General features: G+C 71.8%; 11 protein-coding genes. All 11 read left to right on the top strand.

Features of this window, described 5'->3' with window-relative positions; genetic code table 11:
* Window positions 1–57 precede the first annotated feature (57 nt).
* Window positions 58–2163, top strand: coding sequence for a beta-galactosidase (locus tag WYM_RS18340; RefSeq protein ID WP_019182305.1), 2106 nt, complete (start codon window positions 58–60; stop codon window positions 2161–2163).
* Window positions 2164–2299: 136 nt separating this feature from the next.
* Window positions 2300–3823 (top strand): alpha-N-arabinofuranosidase, encoded by a 1524-nt coding sequence (locus WYM_RS18335; protein WP_019182304.1) that lies wholly within the window; start codon window positions 2300–2302, stop codon window positions 3821–3823.
* A gap of 68 nt (window positions 3824–3891) precedes the next feature.
* Window positions 3892–6195 (top strand): beta-galactosidase, encoded by a 2304-nt coding sequence (locus WYM_RS18330; protein WP_237739453.1) that lies wholly within the window; start codon window positions 3892–3894, stop codon window positions 6193–6195.
* 161 nt (window positions 6196–6356) lie between these two features.
* On the top strand, window positions 6357–7562 hold the full coding sequence (locus WYM_RS18325) for a Gfo/Idh/MocA family protein (protein WP_019182302.1): 1206 nt from the start codon (window positions 6357–6359) through the stop codon (window positions 7560–7562).
* Between the two features lie 30 nt (window positions 7563–7592).
* Window positions 7593–8810 (top strand): dihydrodipicolinate synthase family protein, encoded by a 1218-nt coding sequence (locus WYM_RS18320; protein ID WP_019182301.1) that lies wholly within the window; start codon window positions 7593–7595, stop codon window positions 8808–8810.
* On the top strand, window positions 8807–9703 hold the full coding sequence (locus WYM_RS18315) for a sugar phosphate isomerase/epimerase family protein (protein ID WP_019182300.1): 897 nt from the start codon (window positions 8807–8809) through the stop codon (window positions 9701–9703). The genes WYM_RS18320 and WYM_RS18315 overlap by 4 nt, the downstream gene beginning before the upstream one ends.
* 40 nt (window positions 9704–9743) lie before the next feature.
* A complete protein-coding gene (locus WYM_RS18310) occupies window positions 9744–10850 on the top strand; it encodes a dienelactone hydrolase family protein (RefSeq protein ID WP_019182299.1) in 1107 nt (368 codons plus the stop codon).
* Between the two features lie 90 nt (window positions 10851–10940).
* A complete protein-coding gene (locus WYM_RS18305; protein ID WP_019182298.1) occupies window positions 10941–11975 on the top strand; it encodes a LacI family DNA-binding transcriptional regulator in 1035 nt (344 codons plus the stop codon).
* A 225-nt stretch (window positions 11976–12200) separates the two neighbouring features.
* Window positions 12201–13199, top strand: coding sequence for a LacI family DNA-binding transcriptional regulator (locus WYM_RS18300; RefSeq protein ID WP_026059924.1), 999 nt, complete (start codon window positions 12201–12203; stop codon window positions 13197–13199).
* 157 nt (window positions 13200–13356) lie between these two features.
* Window positions 13357–14718, top strand: a complete 1362-nt coding sequence (locus tag WYM_RS18295; protein WP_019182296.1) for a Gfo/Idh/MocA family protein — start codon at window positions 13357–13359, stop codon at window positions 14716–14718.
* Window positions 14715–15410: NAD-dependent epimerase/dehydratase family protein (locus WYM_RS18290; protein WP_019182295.1), on the top strand; the 696-nt coding region annotated here is incomplete at its 3' end. The genes WYM_RS18295 and WYM_RS18290, both read left to right, overlap by 4 nt.

Below are 15410 nucleotides of genomic sequence, written 5' to 3'. Positions count from 1 at the left end.
CAGCCCTGCGCAGCCATCCCGAATTCCCGGGCCCCGCCCTCCCCGAACTCCAGGAGCATGACCGTGCTGTACGGCGCCGATTACAACCCCGAACAGTGGCCCGCAGACGTGTGGGACGAGGACGTCCGCCTCATGCAGCAGGCCGGCGTCAACATCGTCAGCCTGGGCATCTTCGCCTGGTCGCGCATCCAGCCCTCCGAGGACGTGTGGGACTTCGCGTGGCTCGACACCGTGATCGAGAAGCTCCAGGCGGGTGGAGTGCAGGTCAATCTCGCCACGGCGACCGCCTCGCCGCCGCCGTGGGTCAGCGCGCGCTATCCCGAGACGCTGCCCGCCGATGAGAACGGCGCGTCGTACTGGCCCGGAAGCCGGCAGCACTTCGCCCCCTCGTCGCCGACGTACCGGCGCCTCGCGGGCGAGCTCGTGCGGCGGCTCGCCGAGCGCTACGCGCACCACCCCGCCGTCGTCATGTGGCACGTCGGCAACGAGTTCGGCTGCCACCTTCCGATGGACTTCTCCGACTCGGCCCGCGACGCCTACCGCGTGTGGCTGCAGAGCCGCTATGCCTCGATCGACGTGCTCAACGACGCCTGGGGCACGAGCTTCTGGTCGCAGCGCTACGGGTCGTTCGACGAGATCTTCCCGCCGCGCCTCGCGCCCTACAGCCACAACCCGTCGTCGATGCTCGACTACCGGCGCTTCACGTCGGACATGCTCCTCGAGTGCTACCTCATGGAGCGCGAGATCCTGCTCGCCGCCGGCGCCACGCAGCCGATCACGACGAACTTCATGGGCCCGTTCAAGCCCGCCGACTACCGGCGATGGGCTCCGTTCATGGACGTCATCGCCGACGACTGCTACCCCGATCCGACCAACCCGAATCGGGTGCGGGATGCCGCATTCCAGCGCGACCTCGTGCGCTCGCTGAAGCGCGGCACGCCGTGGCTCTTGTGGGAACAGGCGACGGATGCCGTCAACTGGCGGCCGTCGAACCCGGGCAAGCGCCCGGGCGCGCTCCTGGCCGAGACCGCGCAGTCCATCGCGCGCGGTGCCGACGGCATCATGTTCTTCCAATGGCGGCAGTCGCGCGCGGGCAGCGAGAAGTTCCACTCCGCGATGCTGCCGCACGCGGGCACCGGGACCCGGACGTGGGACGCGGTGACCGACCTCGGCGCCCGGCTGGCCGCGCTCGGCGATCTTCCGGCGCCCGGGCGCGACGCCCGGGTGGCGCTGGTGTTCGACTGGGAGAGCTGGTGGGCGGTCGAGGAGCGCGATCACCCCATCGAGATCGACTACCTCGCTCTCGTGCTCGAGTGGTACGGCGCCTTCCACGCCCGCAACATCCAGGTCGACGTCATCGGGCCCGAAGAGGTCGACGAGGGCTACGACCTCGCCGTCGCCCCGGTGCTGTACCTGCTGCGCGACGAGGGCGCGGCCGCGCTCTCGCGGTTCGTCGAGGGCGGCGGCACCCTGCTGGCCGGGCCTTTCAGCGACATCGTCGACACCCACGACCAGTTCCGCTCGGGCGGCTTCCTCACGCAGCTCGGGCCGCTGCTCGGCGTGCGGTTCGAGGACTTCGGCGCCCTCGGCGGGGTCAGCACGGGCGGCACCGGCGTCGGCGCCCAGACCGTGCGCGCGGCGGGCGCCGGCGGCACCGTGACCTTCGACCTGCGCGGCGCGTCGCTTCCCGGGGGGATCGTGGCCGAGCGGGTGCATGCGGTGGGGGCGAGCGTGATCGCGACCTTCGAGACCGGCCTCACGGCGGGCTCCCCCGCGCTGACCCGCCACGCCCACGGCGCCGGCGAAGGCTGGTACGTCGCGACCCAGCCCGTAGCCGAGGGACTCGATGCCGTCGTCGCGGCAGTGGTCGAGGCATCCGGTGTCCGCCCGGTCATCGATGCGCTGCCGGCCGGCGTCGAAGCCGCGCGCCGCGGAGACCTCGTGACTCTCATCAACCACGGCGACGACCGCGTCGAGATCGCGATCGAGGGGACGGATGCCGAGACCGGCGCCCACATCCAGCACGTGGTGCTCGAATCGCAGGGCGTTGCCTTCGTCACCGCCCCCGTCGCGTCCCGAGCGGCGGCAGGCGTGCTCGAGCCGTCCGCCGGTGACGAGGCCGCGGCATCCGTCACCGCCGCCGGCGCTGTCCCCGCCCGCTGATCCCGGTACGACCGGAGGAGATGTGCGCGAGCGGAGGACCGATCTTCCCGTTCCCGTCCTCCGCTCGTGCGATCTCCTCCGTTCCTGCCACCCCTGCCCCTGACCGCGGACTGCCCGCCGACAACCGAGGACCCTCATGACCGACGCCGCCGCCCGCCTCGACCCGCACTTCGAGATCGCCGAGATCGACCGGCGGCTGTTCGGCGGGTTCGTCGAGCATCTCGGACGCCACATCTATGACGGGATCTTCGAACCGGGGCATCCGTCCGCCGACGAGGACGGCTTCCGCACCGACGTGGTCGAGCTCGTCAAGGAGCTCGGCGTCTCGACCATCCGGTATCCGGGCGGCAACTTCGTCTCGGGCTACCGGTGGGAGGACGGCATCGGCGCCCGGGAAGAGCGACCGCGCCGCCTCGACCTGGCGTGGCACTCGACCGAGACGAACGAGGTCGGCCTGCACGAGTTCCAGGCCTGGCTCGACCGTGTGGGCAGCGACCTCATGCTCGCCGTGAACCTGGGCACGCGCAGCACCCAGGAAGCCCTCGACCTTCTCGAGTACGCCAATTCGGACGCGCAGACGGCCTGGACTGATCGCCGCGCCGCCAACGGCCGCCCGACGCCCTTCGGCGTGACGATGTGGTGCCTCGGCAACGAGATGGACGGCCCCTGGCAGCTGGGTCACCTCGACGCGGACGACTACGGCAAGCTCGCCGCGCGCACCGCGAAGGCGATGCGGATGCTGGACCCCGGCGTCGAGCTGGTGGCCTGTGGTTCGTCCGGCCGCGGCATGCCGACCTTCGGTTCGTGGGAGCGGCAGGTGCTCGAGCACACGTTCGACGACGTCGACTTCATCTCGTGCCACTCCTACTACCAGGAGCACGCCGGCAACGCGCAGGAGTTCCTCGCTTCGGGCGTCGATATGGCGAAGTTCATCGAGGAGGTCGTGACGATCGCCGACAGCGTCGCGGCGGCCAAGAAGAGCGACAAGCGCATCATGGTCTCGTTCGACGAGTGGAACATCTGGTACCTCCACAAAGAGGACGGCACGGAATCGGGGCACGAGTTCAAGGGCGGGGCGTGGCCCGTCGCGCCGCGACTGCTCGAAGACCAGTACCACGCCCTCGACGCGGTCGTCTTCGGCGATCTGCTGATCACGCTCCTGCAGCACGCCGACCGCGTGCGCTCGGCCTCGCTCGCTCAGCTGGTCAACGTCATCGCGCCGATCATGACCGAGCCCGGCGGTCCGGCGTGGCGGCAGACCACCTTCTTCCCCTTCTCGATAACGTCGCGGCTCGCACAGGGCCGGGCGGTGCGGGTTCCCGTCCAGGCCGCGACGTTCGCGAGTGAGACGCTCGGCGACGTCGCGACCGTCAACGCCGTCGCGACCATCGACGACGACGGGGTGTCGCTCTTCGTGGTCAACCGTTCGACGACGGATGCCGCGACCCTCCGCGTCGACCTGGAACCGCTCCTGACGGCCCTGGGTCGCGAGCTGGAGGTCGTCGAGACGCACCTCCTCCACGAGGAGGACCTGTACGCGGCCAACACCCTCGACGACCCCGAGCGCGTCGGCGTGCGGCGGGCCGAGGCATCCGTCGACTCCTCCGCCCTGTCGATCGCCCTGCCCGCCGTCTCCTGGGCCGCGGTGCGGCTCGCGTGAGCGCGATGTCACGAGCGGAGGACATGCCACCGAGGGAGGACGCGAGGACCCGATCCGGTCCTCCGCCCGTGACATCTCCTCCAGCCCTTGCGGCACCGGCGCTGCGCGTGCGCCTCGGCGGTGCGACCGGCGAGGTGCGCCGACCGCGGATGGGCAACGACGAGGACCAGCGCCCCGGCCTCGAGGTGACCAGCCGAGCGCTGCTTCGCGACGGGCGCCCCTGGCTGCCGGTGTCGGGCGAGCTGCACTACACCCGCGTGCGCCGCGAGCGCTGGGTCGACCGTCTGCGGCTCATGCGCGCCGGCGGCGTCTCGGTCGTCTCGACCTACGTGCCGTGGATCCACCACGAGCCGGTGCGCGGCGAGGTGCGCTTCGAGGGCGGACGGGACCTGGGAGCATTCGTCGACGCCGTGCGATCGGAGGGCCTCGAGCTCGTGCTGCGCATCGGCCCCTGGATCCACGGCGAGGTGCGCAACGGCGGCTTCCCCGACTGGGTGCAGCAGGCCCCGGTGCGGCATCGCACCGATGATCCCGCCTACCTCGACCTGGTGCGCACGTGGTTCGGCCGCATCGCCGCCGCACTCGACGGACGCGGCACCCCCGCGGCGGTTCTCGCCATCCAGCTCGAAAACGAGCTGTACGACCAGCCCGACCACCTGCTGACGCTCAAGCGCCTCGCCCGCGAGGCCGGCCTGTCGGCGCCGCTGTGGACCGCGACCGCGTGGGGCGGCGCCGCGCTCCCCGATCCCGAGGTGCTGCCGCTGTGGGGCGGCTACGGCGACGGATTCTGGGTCGACCCCGCAGAGCCCTGGGACCCGACCTTCCGCGCGCACTACTTCTTCTCGGACCGGTGGGACGACCCGGGCATCGGCGCCGACGTGCGCGGGGAGGACGCGGGCCGGCGGGCCGAGCTCTCGCCGTGGTTCCCCGCGGCCACCTGTGAGCTCGGCGGCGGCATGGCGACCGCTTACCATCGGCGTCCGCGTCCGCGTGCGCTCGACATCGCCGCGGTCGCCCACGCCAAGCTCGGCAGCGGCTCGGCGTGGCAGGGGTACTACATGTACGCCGGCGGCATCAATCCGGGGGCCGATCTGGAGGAGTCCCAGGCGACCGGCTACCCGAACGACATGACGCGCCACAGCTACGACTTCCACGCGCCCATCGGAGAGGCGGGTCGCACGGCGCCGAGCCACGCCGCGCTGCGGGTGCAGCATGCCTTCATCGAGGCGTTCGGGGAGCGGCTGGCGCCCCTGCCCGCCCACTTCCCCGACACGCGGCCCGACGGCGTGGAGGACTCCCAGACCCTCCGCTGGTCGGTGCGCGCCCTCGACGGGTCGGGCTTCCTCTTCATCGGATGGCACCAGCCCCATGAGCCCCTGCCGTCGTACCAGGGTGCGCAGTTCGAGCTCGACACCGAGAACGGGACGGTGCGACTCCCGTCCCGGCCCGTCGACATCGCTGCCGGCACCCTGGCGTCGTGGCCGATCGGGCTCGACATCGGCGGCGTCCGGATCGACTGGGCGACGGCATCCGCCCTCACCGTTCTGCCCGGCCGGGCCGAAGGCGAGCCTGAGCAGAACATCGCGACGCTGGTGCTCCTCGAGACGCCCGGCGTGCCCGTCGAGATCGCGCACGACGGTCGCGTTCACCGGATCGCCCCCGACCGTGAGCCGGTGCCGCTCGAGACAGCCGACGGCGGGCGAGTCGATGTGCTCGTCCTGGCCGCCGAAGACGCCGGGCGCGTGTGGGTCGTCGGCGCCCACGCGGGCGGGCGCCGCCTGATCCTGACCGATGACGAAGTGACGTGGGATGCCGCGGGCCGGGTCTCGGTGCGCACCGGCGGCGAGCGCCCCGACGTGCGCGAATACACCCGCGGGCAGTGGCAGTCCCTCGACTGGCAGCACGTCGAGGGGACGGCGGTCGCGGCATCCGTCCCCGTCGAGCGCGTGCGAGAGCCTTCGACGCCGACCGGAGACTACGGTTCGGGCGATGGCCGGCAAGCCGCTCCCGACGACGCCGTCCTCGAGGCGCACGCCGCGATCCATCGCCTGATCGTGCCCGAGTGGGCGGGCGACGATGCGATGCTGCGGGTGCGCTGGGCAGGCGACGTCGCGCAGCTGCGCGTGGACGGCGCGACCGTGACCGATCGATTCTGGGACGGCTCCGACCTGACCGCCAACCTGCGCGACCTCGGCGTCGTTCCGGGATCCCGGGTGGAGCTCTACCTTCTCCCGCTGCGAACCGACACCGGCGTCCATCTTCCGGAGGAGGCCGCCGCCCGCCTGGCGGCCGCGAGCGGGGCCCTGTGCGCGCTCGACGGCGCCGGCATCGATCAACGGTCGATGTGGCGTGAGCGGACAGCGGGCCGGTAGGACCGTGCAGAGCTTCTGCCCGCTCGATGGGAAAGCGGTTGCGGAGCCCGTGGACCCGTGTCACACTATTGGAAAGCGTTTACCCACCGCCTCGCCGAGCGAGGCGCCCCCGACTCCCGGGCGACCTGCGATGTCGCCGGACCGAAGAAAGAAGGAACACCGTGACCGACACGCTCGCTCCGGCCCCGGCCACCCGCCCCCTCACGAACGACAACGGCGTCCGTGAGATCGGCATCATCATGAACGGCGTCTCGGGCCGCATGGGCTACCGTCAGCACCTCGTGCGCTCGATCCTGGCGATCCGCGACCAGGGCGGCATCGAGCTGCCCGACGGCAGCAAGGTCACCGTCAAGCCGCTGCTCGTCGGCCGCAGCGAGGCCAAGCTCGCCGACCTGGCCGCCAAGCACGGCATCGAGGACTACACGACCGACCTCGACGCCGCTCTCGCCGACCCGCGCTGGGAGATCTACGCCGACTTCCTGGTGACGAAGGCCCGTGCGTCGGCGCTTCGCAAGGCGATCGCGGCCGGCAAGACGATCTACACCGAGAAGCCCACCGCCGAGACGGTCGACGAGGCGCTCGACCTCGCCAAGCTCGCACAGGCCGCCGGCGTCAAGACCGGCGTCGTCCACGACAAGCTCTACCTGCCGGGCCTGCAGAAGCTCAAGCGCCTCATCGACTCCGGCTTCTTCGGTCGCATCCTCTCGGTGCGCGGCGAGTTCGGCTACTGGGTGTTCGAGGGCGACTGGCAGCCCGCGCAGCGCCCCAGCTGGAACTACCGAGCCGAGGACGGCGGCGGCATCATCGTCGACATGTTCCCGCACTGGAACTACGTGCTCGAGAACCTCTTCGGCGAGGTCAAGTCGGTCTACGCCCAGGCCGCCGTGCACATCGCCGACCGCTGGGATGAGAAGGGCGAGCACTACACCGCCACCGCCGAAGACGCCGCCTACGGCATCTTCGAGCTCGAGGGCGACATCGTGGCCCAGATCAACTCCTCCTGGACCGTCCGGGTGAACCGCGACGAGCTCGTGGAGTTCCACGTCGACGGCACGCACGGCTCGGCCGTCGTGGGCCTGTTCGGCGCGAAGATCCAGCACCGCAACGCCACCCCGAAGCCGGTGTGGAACCCCGACTTGGCCGATGACCACGACTACGACACCGACTGGGCCGAGGTTCCCACGAACGACGTGTTCCAGAACGGCTTCCGCCAGCAGTGGGAGGAGTTCCTCGTCTCGTACGTCGAGGGAACCGAGTACGAGTTCGACCTTCTCTCGGGCGCACGCGGCGTGCTCCTCGCCGAGGCGGGCCTGCAGTCCAGCCGCGAAGGCCGCAAGGTCGAGCTGCCCGCGCTGTCGCTCGACTGACACGTCGCCGGATCGATCGGAGCACCTCGGATGCCGCATCTCACCCTCCTCTCGGCCGACGGCGCCACCTCGTCGGCCGAGCTCAACGCCTCGCCCGGCTACGTCAAGCCCACCGGCGCGCTGCGCAGTCGCGTGGCCTACGCCGCCGCGCACGTCGTGCCGAAGACCTGGGCAGAAAACACGCCCGGCCGCCCGGCCGACGTGGACTGGGACGCCACGCTCGACTTCCGCCGTGCGGTGTACTCATGGGGTCTCGGCGTCGCCGACGCCATGGACACCGCGCAGCGGAACATGGGCCTCGACGCCGCCGCGACGCGCGAGCTCATCTCTCGTTCGGCGCAGGTCGCCCGCGAGGAGGGCGGCTCGGTCGTGGTCGGCGTCAACACCGACCACGTCGACGAGGAGCACATCTCGCTCGACCAGGTCATCGCCGCCTATAAAGAGCAGCTGCACTTCACCGAGGAGCAGGGCGCCGGGCCGGTCCTCATGGCGTCTCGCCATCTCGCTCGGGTCGCGGCATCCGCCGACGACTACCGCCACGTGTACCGGGAGGTGCTCGGCGCGGCCACCTCGCCGGTCGTGCTGCACTGGCTGGGCACGGCGTTCGACCCGTCTCTCGAGGGCTACTTCGGCTCGACCGACTGGCGCGCGGCCTCCGCCGTCCTCCTCGAGATCATCGGCGAGAACGTGGACAAGGTCGCGGGCGTGAAGATGAGCCTGCTGGATGCCGCGTCCGAGGTGTCGGTGCGCGAGCGCCTCCCCGAGGGCGTGCGCATGTTCACCGGCGACGACTTCAACTACGTCGGGCTCATCGGCGGCGCCGACGCGCCCGAGGCGACCCAGCCCGATCGCGACCCCTCGAGCAGCCGCCAGCACTCCGACGCGCTGCTCGGAGCGTTCGCGGCGATCACGCCGGTGGCCTCGGCGGCGATCCAGGCGCTCGACGCCGGCGATCCGGCGCGGTACCTCGAGATCCTGGGACCCACCGAGGAGCTCAGCCGCCAGGTCTTCGCCGCACCGACGTTCTACTACAAGACCGGCGTCGCCTTCCTGTCATGGCTGAACGGTCACCAGCCCGCCTTCCAGATGGTCGGCGGCCTGCACTCGGCCCGAAGCCTGCCGCACCTGTCGCGCATCGTCGAGCTCGCGAACACCTCGCTCGCACTCGAGCGGCCCGAGCTCGCGATGATCCGCTGGCACGGCATGCTCCGCCACAACGGCATCGACGTCCCCGGGGTGATCGCATGACCTTCTCGTTCCACGGCACCGTCGATCCGCGGCTGTCGATCAACCAGGCCACCATCAAGCACGCCGACCTGGCGACCGCGCTGCGGGTGACGGCCGAGGCCGGCGTTCAGGCGATCGGCCTGTGGCGTGAGCCGGTGCAGGAGGTCGGCCTCGCAACGGCCGCCTCGATGCTGACCGACTCGGGCCTGCGCTTCACCACGCACTGCCGCTCGGGGTTCTTCACGATGCCCGAAGGCCCGGCACGGCGTGCGTCGATCGACGACAATCGCGTCGCGATCGAAGAGGCCGCGACCCTGGCGGCCGCGGGGGCCGAGGGGTCCACGGCGATCCTCGTGCTCGTCGCCGGCGGTCTGCCCGAGGGCTCGCGCGACCTCCTCGGTGCGCGCGAGCGGGTGCGCGACGCGATCGGCGAGCTGGTTCCGGATGCCGCGGCCGCCGGTGTCACACTCGCGATCGAGCCTCTGCACCCCATGTACGCCTCCGACCGCTGCGTCGTCTCGACGCTCGGGCAGGCGCTCGACATCGCGGCCGACTTCGACGCCGACGTCGTCGGCGCGACGGTGGACACGTTCCACATCTGGTGGGACCCCGAGGTGCTCCCCTCGATCGAACGCGCCGGCCGTGAGGGCCGCATCGCCACCTACCAGGTGTGCGACTGGAAGACGCCGCTCGCCGCCGACGTGCTGCTGTCGCGCCACTATCCGGGCGACGGCGTCATCGACTTCGCGTCGCTGACCCGCGCGGTCGAGGCCACCGGCTACGACCGCGACATCGAGGTCGAGATCTTCAATGAGCAGATCTGGGCCACGGACCCGCTCGAAGCGGTGCAGCGGACGGCGGCCGGGTTCGCGGCATCCGTCTCGCCGCACCTGCGCGCACGCGTCGCGGGCTGACGCGACTCCCCATCCGGCGACGACCTGCGATTCTGTGAGCATGGGAGCGCTCGACGGGTACGCCGACTGGCCGGCGTTCCTGGCGGGCGCTCCCGTTGTCTCGCCGCAGGATCCGCTGCGCCGTGCCCTGGCCGAGGTGCTCGGCGTGCGGCAGGCGTCGGCGACCGACGTGCGCCTCGAGCGCGAGTGGACTGCCGACGGCGTCCGAGGGCGTGAGCTGACGTGGTGGGTCGGGTTCGGTCCGCGCACGCGCGCGTTCCTTCTCGAACCCGTGGCCGGTGATCAGGCCAGCCCGCTCCCCGGCGTGCTGGCGCTCCACGCGCATGGCGGGGTGCGCTCGACCGGCGCCGAGCAGCTCGTCGACACCGGCCTCGAGCCCCACCCGTCGGCGACCCGGCAGCGGGCCCGCATCTACGGCGGGCGCGCGCTCGCGAACGACCTCGCCCGCGACGGCTTCGCGGTGCTGGTCCCCGATGCGTTCTCGTGGGCGAGCCGGGCCTTCGACCTCTCGTCGCCTTCCCCCCGGCTGGCGCGGCTGGACGCCGCGCTCGACGCCCTGCACCGCGAGCGCGGCGAGGTGCTCTCGACCGATGAGCGCTTCGACGAGCTCTCATCCCTGCACGAGGAAGTGCTCGCCAAGGCCGCGGGTGCCCTCGGCGCGACCTTCGCGGGTGCCGTCGCGACGGACGATCTCGCGGCGCTCGACCTCCTCGCGAGTCTGGAGGGCGTCGATCCGGAGCGCCTGGGCGTCGTCGGATTCTCGGGCGGAGGCGGGCGGGCGCTGTTCGCCGCGGCTCTCGACGAGCGCGTGTCGGCGGCCGCGATCGGCGGCATGATGGCGACCTCGGCCTCGCTGATCCCGGACTACCTCGAGACGCACTCGTGGCTGCTGCACAGTCCCGGCTTGGCGACTCGGTTCGACCTCGTCGACATCGCGGCGCTCGGGCAGCAGGTGCTGGTGCAGTTCGGCGAGCGCGACGAGCTGTTCCCCCGCGCCGGGATGACCGATGCCGATGCCCACCTGCGCCGTCGGCTCGGCGCGCGCTACCGCGGCACCTGGCACGACGCCGGGCATGAGCTCACCGGCGAGATGCAGGACGAAGCGCGGGCGTTCCTCGTGCAGACCCTGCGAGCTGGACGGCGCTGATCGTGCAGAGACGTGGCGCCCGCAGATAGTGCGGGGAAAACGCTTGCTGACTCCTGCCGGAAACCGGACACACACCCTAGACTCAGCCCTGTGAGCGACACATCGGCGCCGACCCGAGGCGCGTCAACACTGCACGACGTCGCACGCGAGGCGGGCGTCTCGCTCGCCACCGCGTCACGCGTGCTCAACGGCTCCACCCGCAAGGTCGCGGAGAGCTACCGTGAGCGCGTCGAGGCGGCGGCCGAGAAGCTCGGCTACACCGCCAACCTCTCGGCGCAGGCCACCGCACGAGGAACGTCGGCGATCGTCGCCCTGCTCGTCGCCGACATCGCCGACCCCTACTTCAGCCAGCTCGCTTCGGGCGTCGCACGAGGAGCCGACGAGGCGGGGCTCGTGGTCACGATCGCGATCACCGAGCGCGACCCGCAGCGCGAGGTCAAGCTCGTGCGCGCCCTCCGCGGTCAGCGCCCCCGCGGCCTCATCCTCGCCGCCTCGCGCACCGAGGGTCCGGACGCCGTCGGTCTGCAGTCGGAGCTCGACGCCTTCGCGGGCATGGGCGGACGCGTCGTCATGCTCGGACCCGGCACGGGCGACACCCGCTCCGTCGCCGTCGACAACCGCGGCGGAGCAGCGGCTCTCGGCACCGAGCTCGCCGGACTCGGGTACCGGGACGCGATCGTGGTCGCGGCATCCGAGGGCATCCGCACGTCGGACGACCGCGTCGCCGGCTTCACCGAAGGCTTCACCGCCGCCGGCGGCCAGGTGCGGGAGGTGCGCCGCGGCGGCTTCACGCGCGACGCGGGCTATGCGACGGCGCAAGAGCTGCTCGCGGGCGACCTGCCTGCCGGGACCCTCATCTTCGGCATCAGCGACGTCGTCGCGATCGGCGTCATGTCGGCCGTTCGCGACGCCGGCCGCCGGGTGGGCGACGACATCGCGGTCGCCGGCTTCGACGACATCGCCACCGGGCGCGATGTCCGCCCCGGGCTCACCACCGTCTGCGTGCCGCTCGAAGACCTCGGCTACCGCGCGCTTCACGCCGCGCTCGAGCCCGAGTGGGACGCCTCCGAGCCGCCACTCGCCCTCGAGGTCATCGTGCGCGGCAGCACCCCGCCGCGCGGCTGAGCCTGGCCGCGGCCGCGGCGCACCCCGGCCGCGAGCTTGGATCCGGAACTCGGACTTTCGCACGGTGTGAGGACTGCGGAGGGCGACAGCATCCGGAAACGCGCGAGAAGTCCGGTTTCCGGATCCGCCGTGCCGCCCGCAGCCGTGTGCGCGCACGCGCCCCGCGACCGAGGAAACGATTCCTGCCCGGATAGGCTGAGCCCAGCCGACGGGAAGGACCAGCGGATGCCTCGACCACCCAAGGGCGTGACGATCTCGGACGTCGCGGCACGAGCGGGCGTCTCGCTGTCGACGGTCTCGCGCGCGCTGAACGGCAACCCCACGGTCGACCCGGCCCTCGCGGAGCGGGTGAAGGATGCCGCGGCCGCCCTGGACTACACCGCGAGCCCCGTCGCGCGCAGCCTCGTCCTCGGACGTACGCAGACCGTCGCGGTCGTGGTGCCCGACCTCGGCAACCCGACGTTCCAGGCGATCCTCCGCGGGCTCAGCCGTGCCGCGGCGGCGGACGACTACCACGTGCTGGTCGCCGACTCGGCGGAGTCCGTCGACGAGGAGCGTCTGCTCGCCGTCGCGACCCGGCGCCGCACCGACGGCGTCATCCTGTGCTCGCCGAGGCTGCCGCAGGACGAGCTGGACCGTCTCGTCGGGGGCCTCCGCCCCGTCGTGCTCATCAACCGCGCGTCGGGAGACGTGCCGTCGGTCCGCGCCGACTACCGCAGCGCGCTCGCGACCGAACTCGCCCACCTGCACCGGCTCGGCCACCGCCGCATCGTCTATCTCGCCGGCGTCGCGCGCAGTGTCGCCAACGCCGCGCGCCTCGAGGCGATCGCCACGTTCGTCGCCGACCACCCCGACACCGACGTCGCCGAGATCCCGTGCGGCGTCGACTTCGAGGCCGGTGCCGCGGCCGCTCCCGCCGTGCTCGCGTCCGGCGCGACGGCCGCCCTCGCCTACAACGACCTCGTCGCCATGGGCCTGCTGAGCGCCGTGCAGGCGAGCGGATGCCGCGTGCCGGGCGACCTCTCGGTCGTGGGCTTCGACGACATCCCGTTCGCGCAGTACACCAGCCCGGCGCTCACGACCGCCGCCGTCCCGGCCGCCGAACTCGGGGCCCAGGCCTGGACGCGCATGCGCGAGCTGCTCGAGGGCGGCGAGCCGGGGCATCCGCTCACCCTCCTCCCCGAGCTCACGGTGCGCGACTCGACCGGTCCCGCCGCCACCTGATCCATCCCGCGTGCCGCTCCCCTCGGCCCAGAACAGGTGTTCCGGCGCACACAGGGCGCGGTGGCCCGGTGTAGACCTTCCTCCGCCAGAGCACCTGTACCGGGCGACGCGGCCTGGCGCCGTGCTATCCTGAGAAAACGTTTCCTGAGGGAGTGAGATGACCAATCGCCGCTATGCCGTCGTCGGAGCGGGGCACCGTTCGCAGATGTACGTGGACGCGATCACCGGCCGCTACGCAGACCGCGCCGAGCTCGTCGCGATCTGCGAGCCGAACCCCGTCCGCGCGCAGTACTACATGGACCGCGTGGTCGACGCCGGCCTCCCCGCGCCCGCCGTCTACGCGCCGGCGGACCTCGAAGGGATGATCCGCGCGCAGCGCGTGGACCGGGTCATCGTCTGCGCGCGCGACGATCTGCACGCCGAGCTGATCGTGCGATCGCTGGATGCCGGAGCCGACGTCGTCGTCGAGAAGCCGCTCACGATCGACGCGCCGTCGGCGGCAGCCATCGAGGAGGCCATCGAGCGCACCGGCCGCGAGGTCGTCATCACGTTCAACTACCGCTACTCGCCGCGCAACAGCGCCCTGCGACAGCTCATCCAGGACGGCACGATCGGCGAGGTCACCTCGGTCGACTTCTCGTGGGTGCTCGACACCAAGCACGGCGCGGACTACTTCCGCCGCTGGCACCGTGAGAAGGTGCACTCCGGCGGACTCCTCGTCCACAAGGCAAGCCACCACTTCGACCTCGTCAACTGGTGGATCCGTTCGTCCCCGCGCCGCGTCTTCGCCTCGGGCGGACTGCGCTTCTACGGCGCCGAGAACGCGGCGGCACGCGGCATCGGCAATCGTCCCGAGCGCGGCACGCACGACGGCGCCGATGCATTCGAGCTCGACCTGCGCGACGACGAGCGCCTGAAGGCGCTGTATCTCGAGGCCGAGCAGCACGACGGCTACCTGCGGGACCGCGACGTGTTCGCCGAGGGCATCACCATCGAAGACAACCTCGCGCTCGTCGTCGACTACGACTCCGGCGCCACGCTGTCGTACTCCCTCAACGCCCACTCCCCGTGGGAGGGCTACCGCGTCGCCGTCAACGGCACCCTCGGCCGCGCCGAGCTCGAAGTCATCGAGCGGGGCGCCGTCCTCGCCGACGAGGGCCTGCACCCCGTCCTCGACCCCAGCGCCACCCACGCCGGCGACTCCGGGTCGCTGCGTCCCGAAGGCGAGCGTCTGATTGTCCAGAAGCACTGGGAGGCCGCGTACGAGGTGCCGATCGTCGCCGCGGGCGACGGTGGCCACGGCGGCGGCGACGAGCTGCTGCTCGCCGACGTCTTCGAGGGACCGGGCGACGACCCGCTTGCGCGCCCGGCCGACTGGCGCGACGGCGTCCGCTCCATCTCGGTCGGCATCGCCGGCAACATCTCGCTCGAGACGGGGCTCCCCGTCAACGTCGCCGAGCTCGGCATCCGCTTCCTCGAGGCCGGAACCGTCGCCTCGGCCGAAGCGGTGCGCTCATGACCCGCATCGCCGTCACCGGCGGCGCCGGACGCCTCGGCCGCAGCCTCGTCGCGGGGCTGGCCGACGCCGGGCACGAACTCGTCTCGCTCGACCGCGCAGTCTCGGAGGCCCCCGAGCTGGCGGACGTCGAACAGATCGCGGTCGATCTGACGGATCCGGATGCCGCGTCCCGCGCGATCGCCGAAACCCGCGCCGATGCGCTCGTGCACCTCGCCGCGATCGCCGTGCCGTTCAGCGCGCCCGAGGACGTGATCCTCCGCACCAATGCGACACTCGCACTGAACGTGCTCTCAGCGGGCGTCGCGGCCGGCGTCGGCAGGATCGTGACCGCCTCCAGCCCGACGGTGCTCGGCTACGGCGCGCCCTCCGGGTGGCTGCCCGACCGCTTTCCGCTCGACGAGGAGACGACGCCGAAGCCCTGGAACGCGTACGGGCTGTCCAAGCACCTGGCCGAGCAGACCATCGCCATGCTCGCGCGGCAGACCGGCGACGCGACGCGATTCGCCGCGTTCCGGCCGTGCTACGTGATCGCCCCGGAGGAGTGGGCAGGCGCGCTGACGCAGCAGGGGCACACCGTGCTCGAGCGTCTCGCCGATCCTGCACTGTCGGCCCCCGCCCTCTTCAACTACGTCGATGCCCGCGACGTCGCGACGTTCATCGACGCGCTGCTGACCGCGATGCCCGAGATCCCC

The sequence above is a fragment of the Microbacterium yannicii PS01 genome (assembly GCF_000304335.1).
Lineage (GTDB): Bacteria > Actinomycetota > Actinomycetes > Actinomycetales > Microbacteriaceae > Microbacterium > Microbacterium yannicii_A.
Note: the sequence above shows the minus strand (reverse complement) of the source record. Positions and strands in the feature narration are given on the sequence as shown.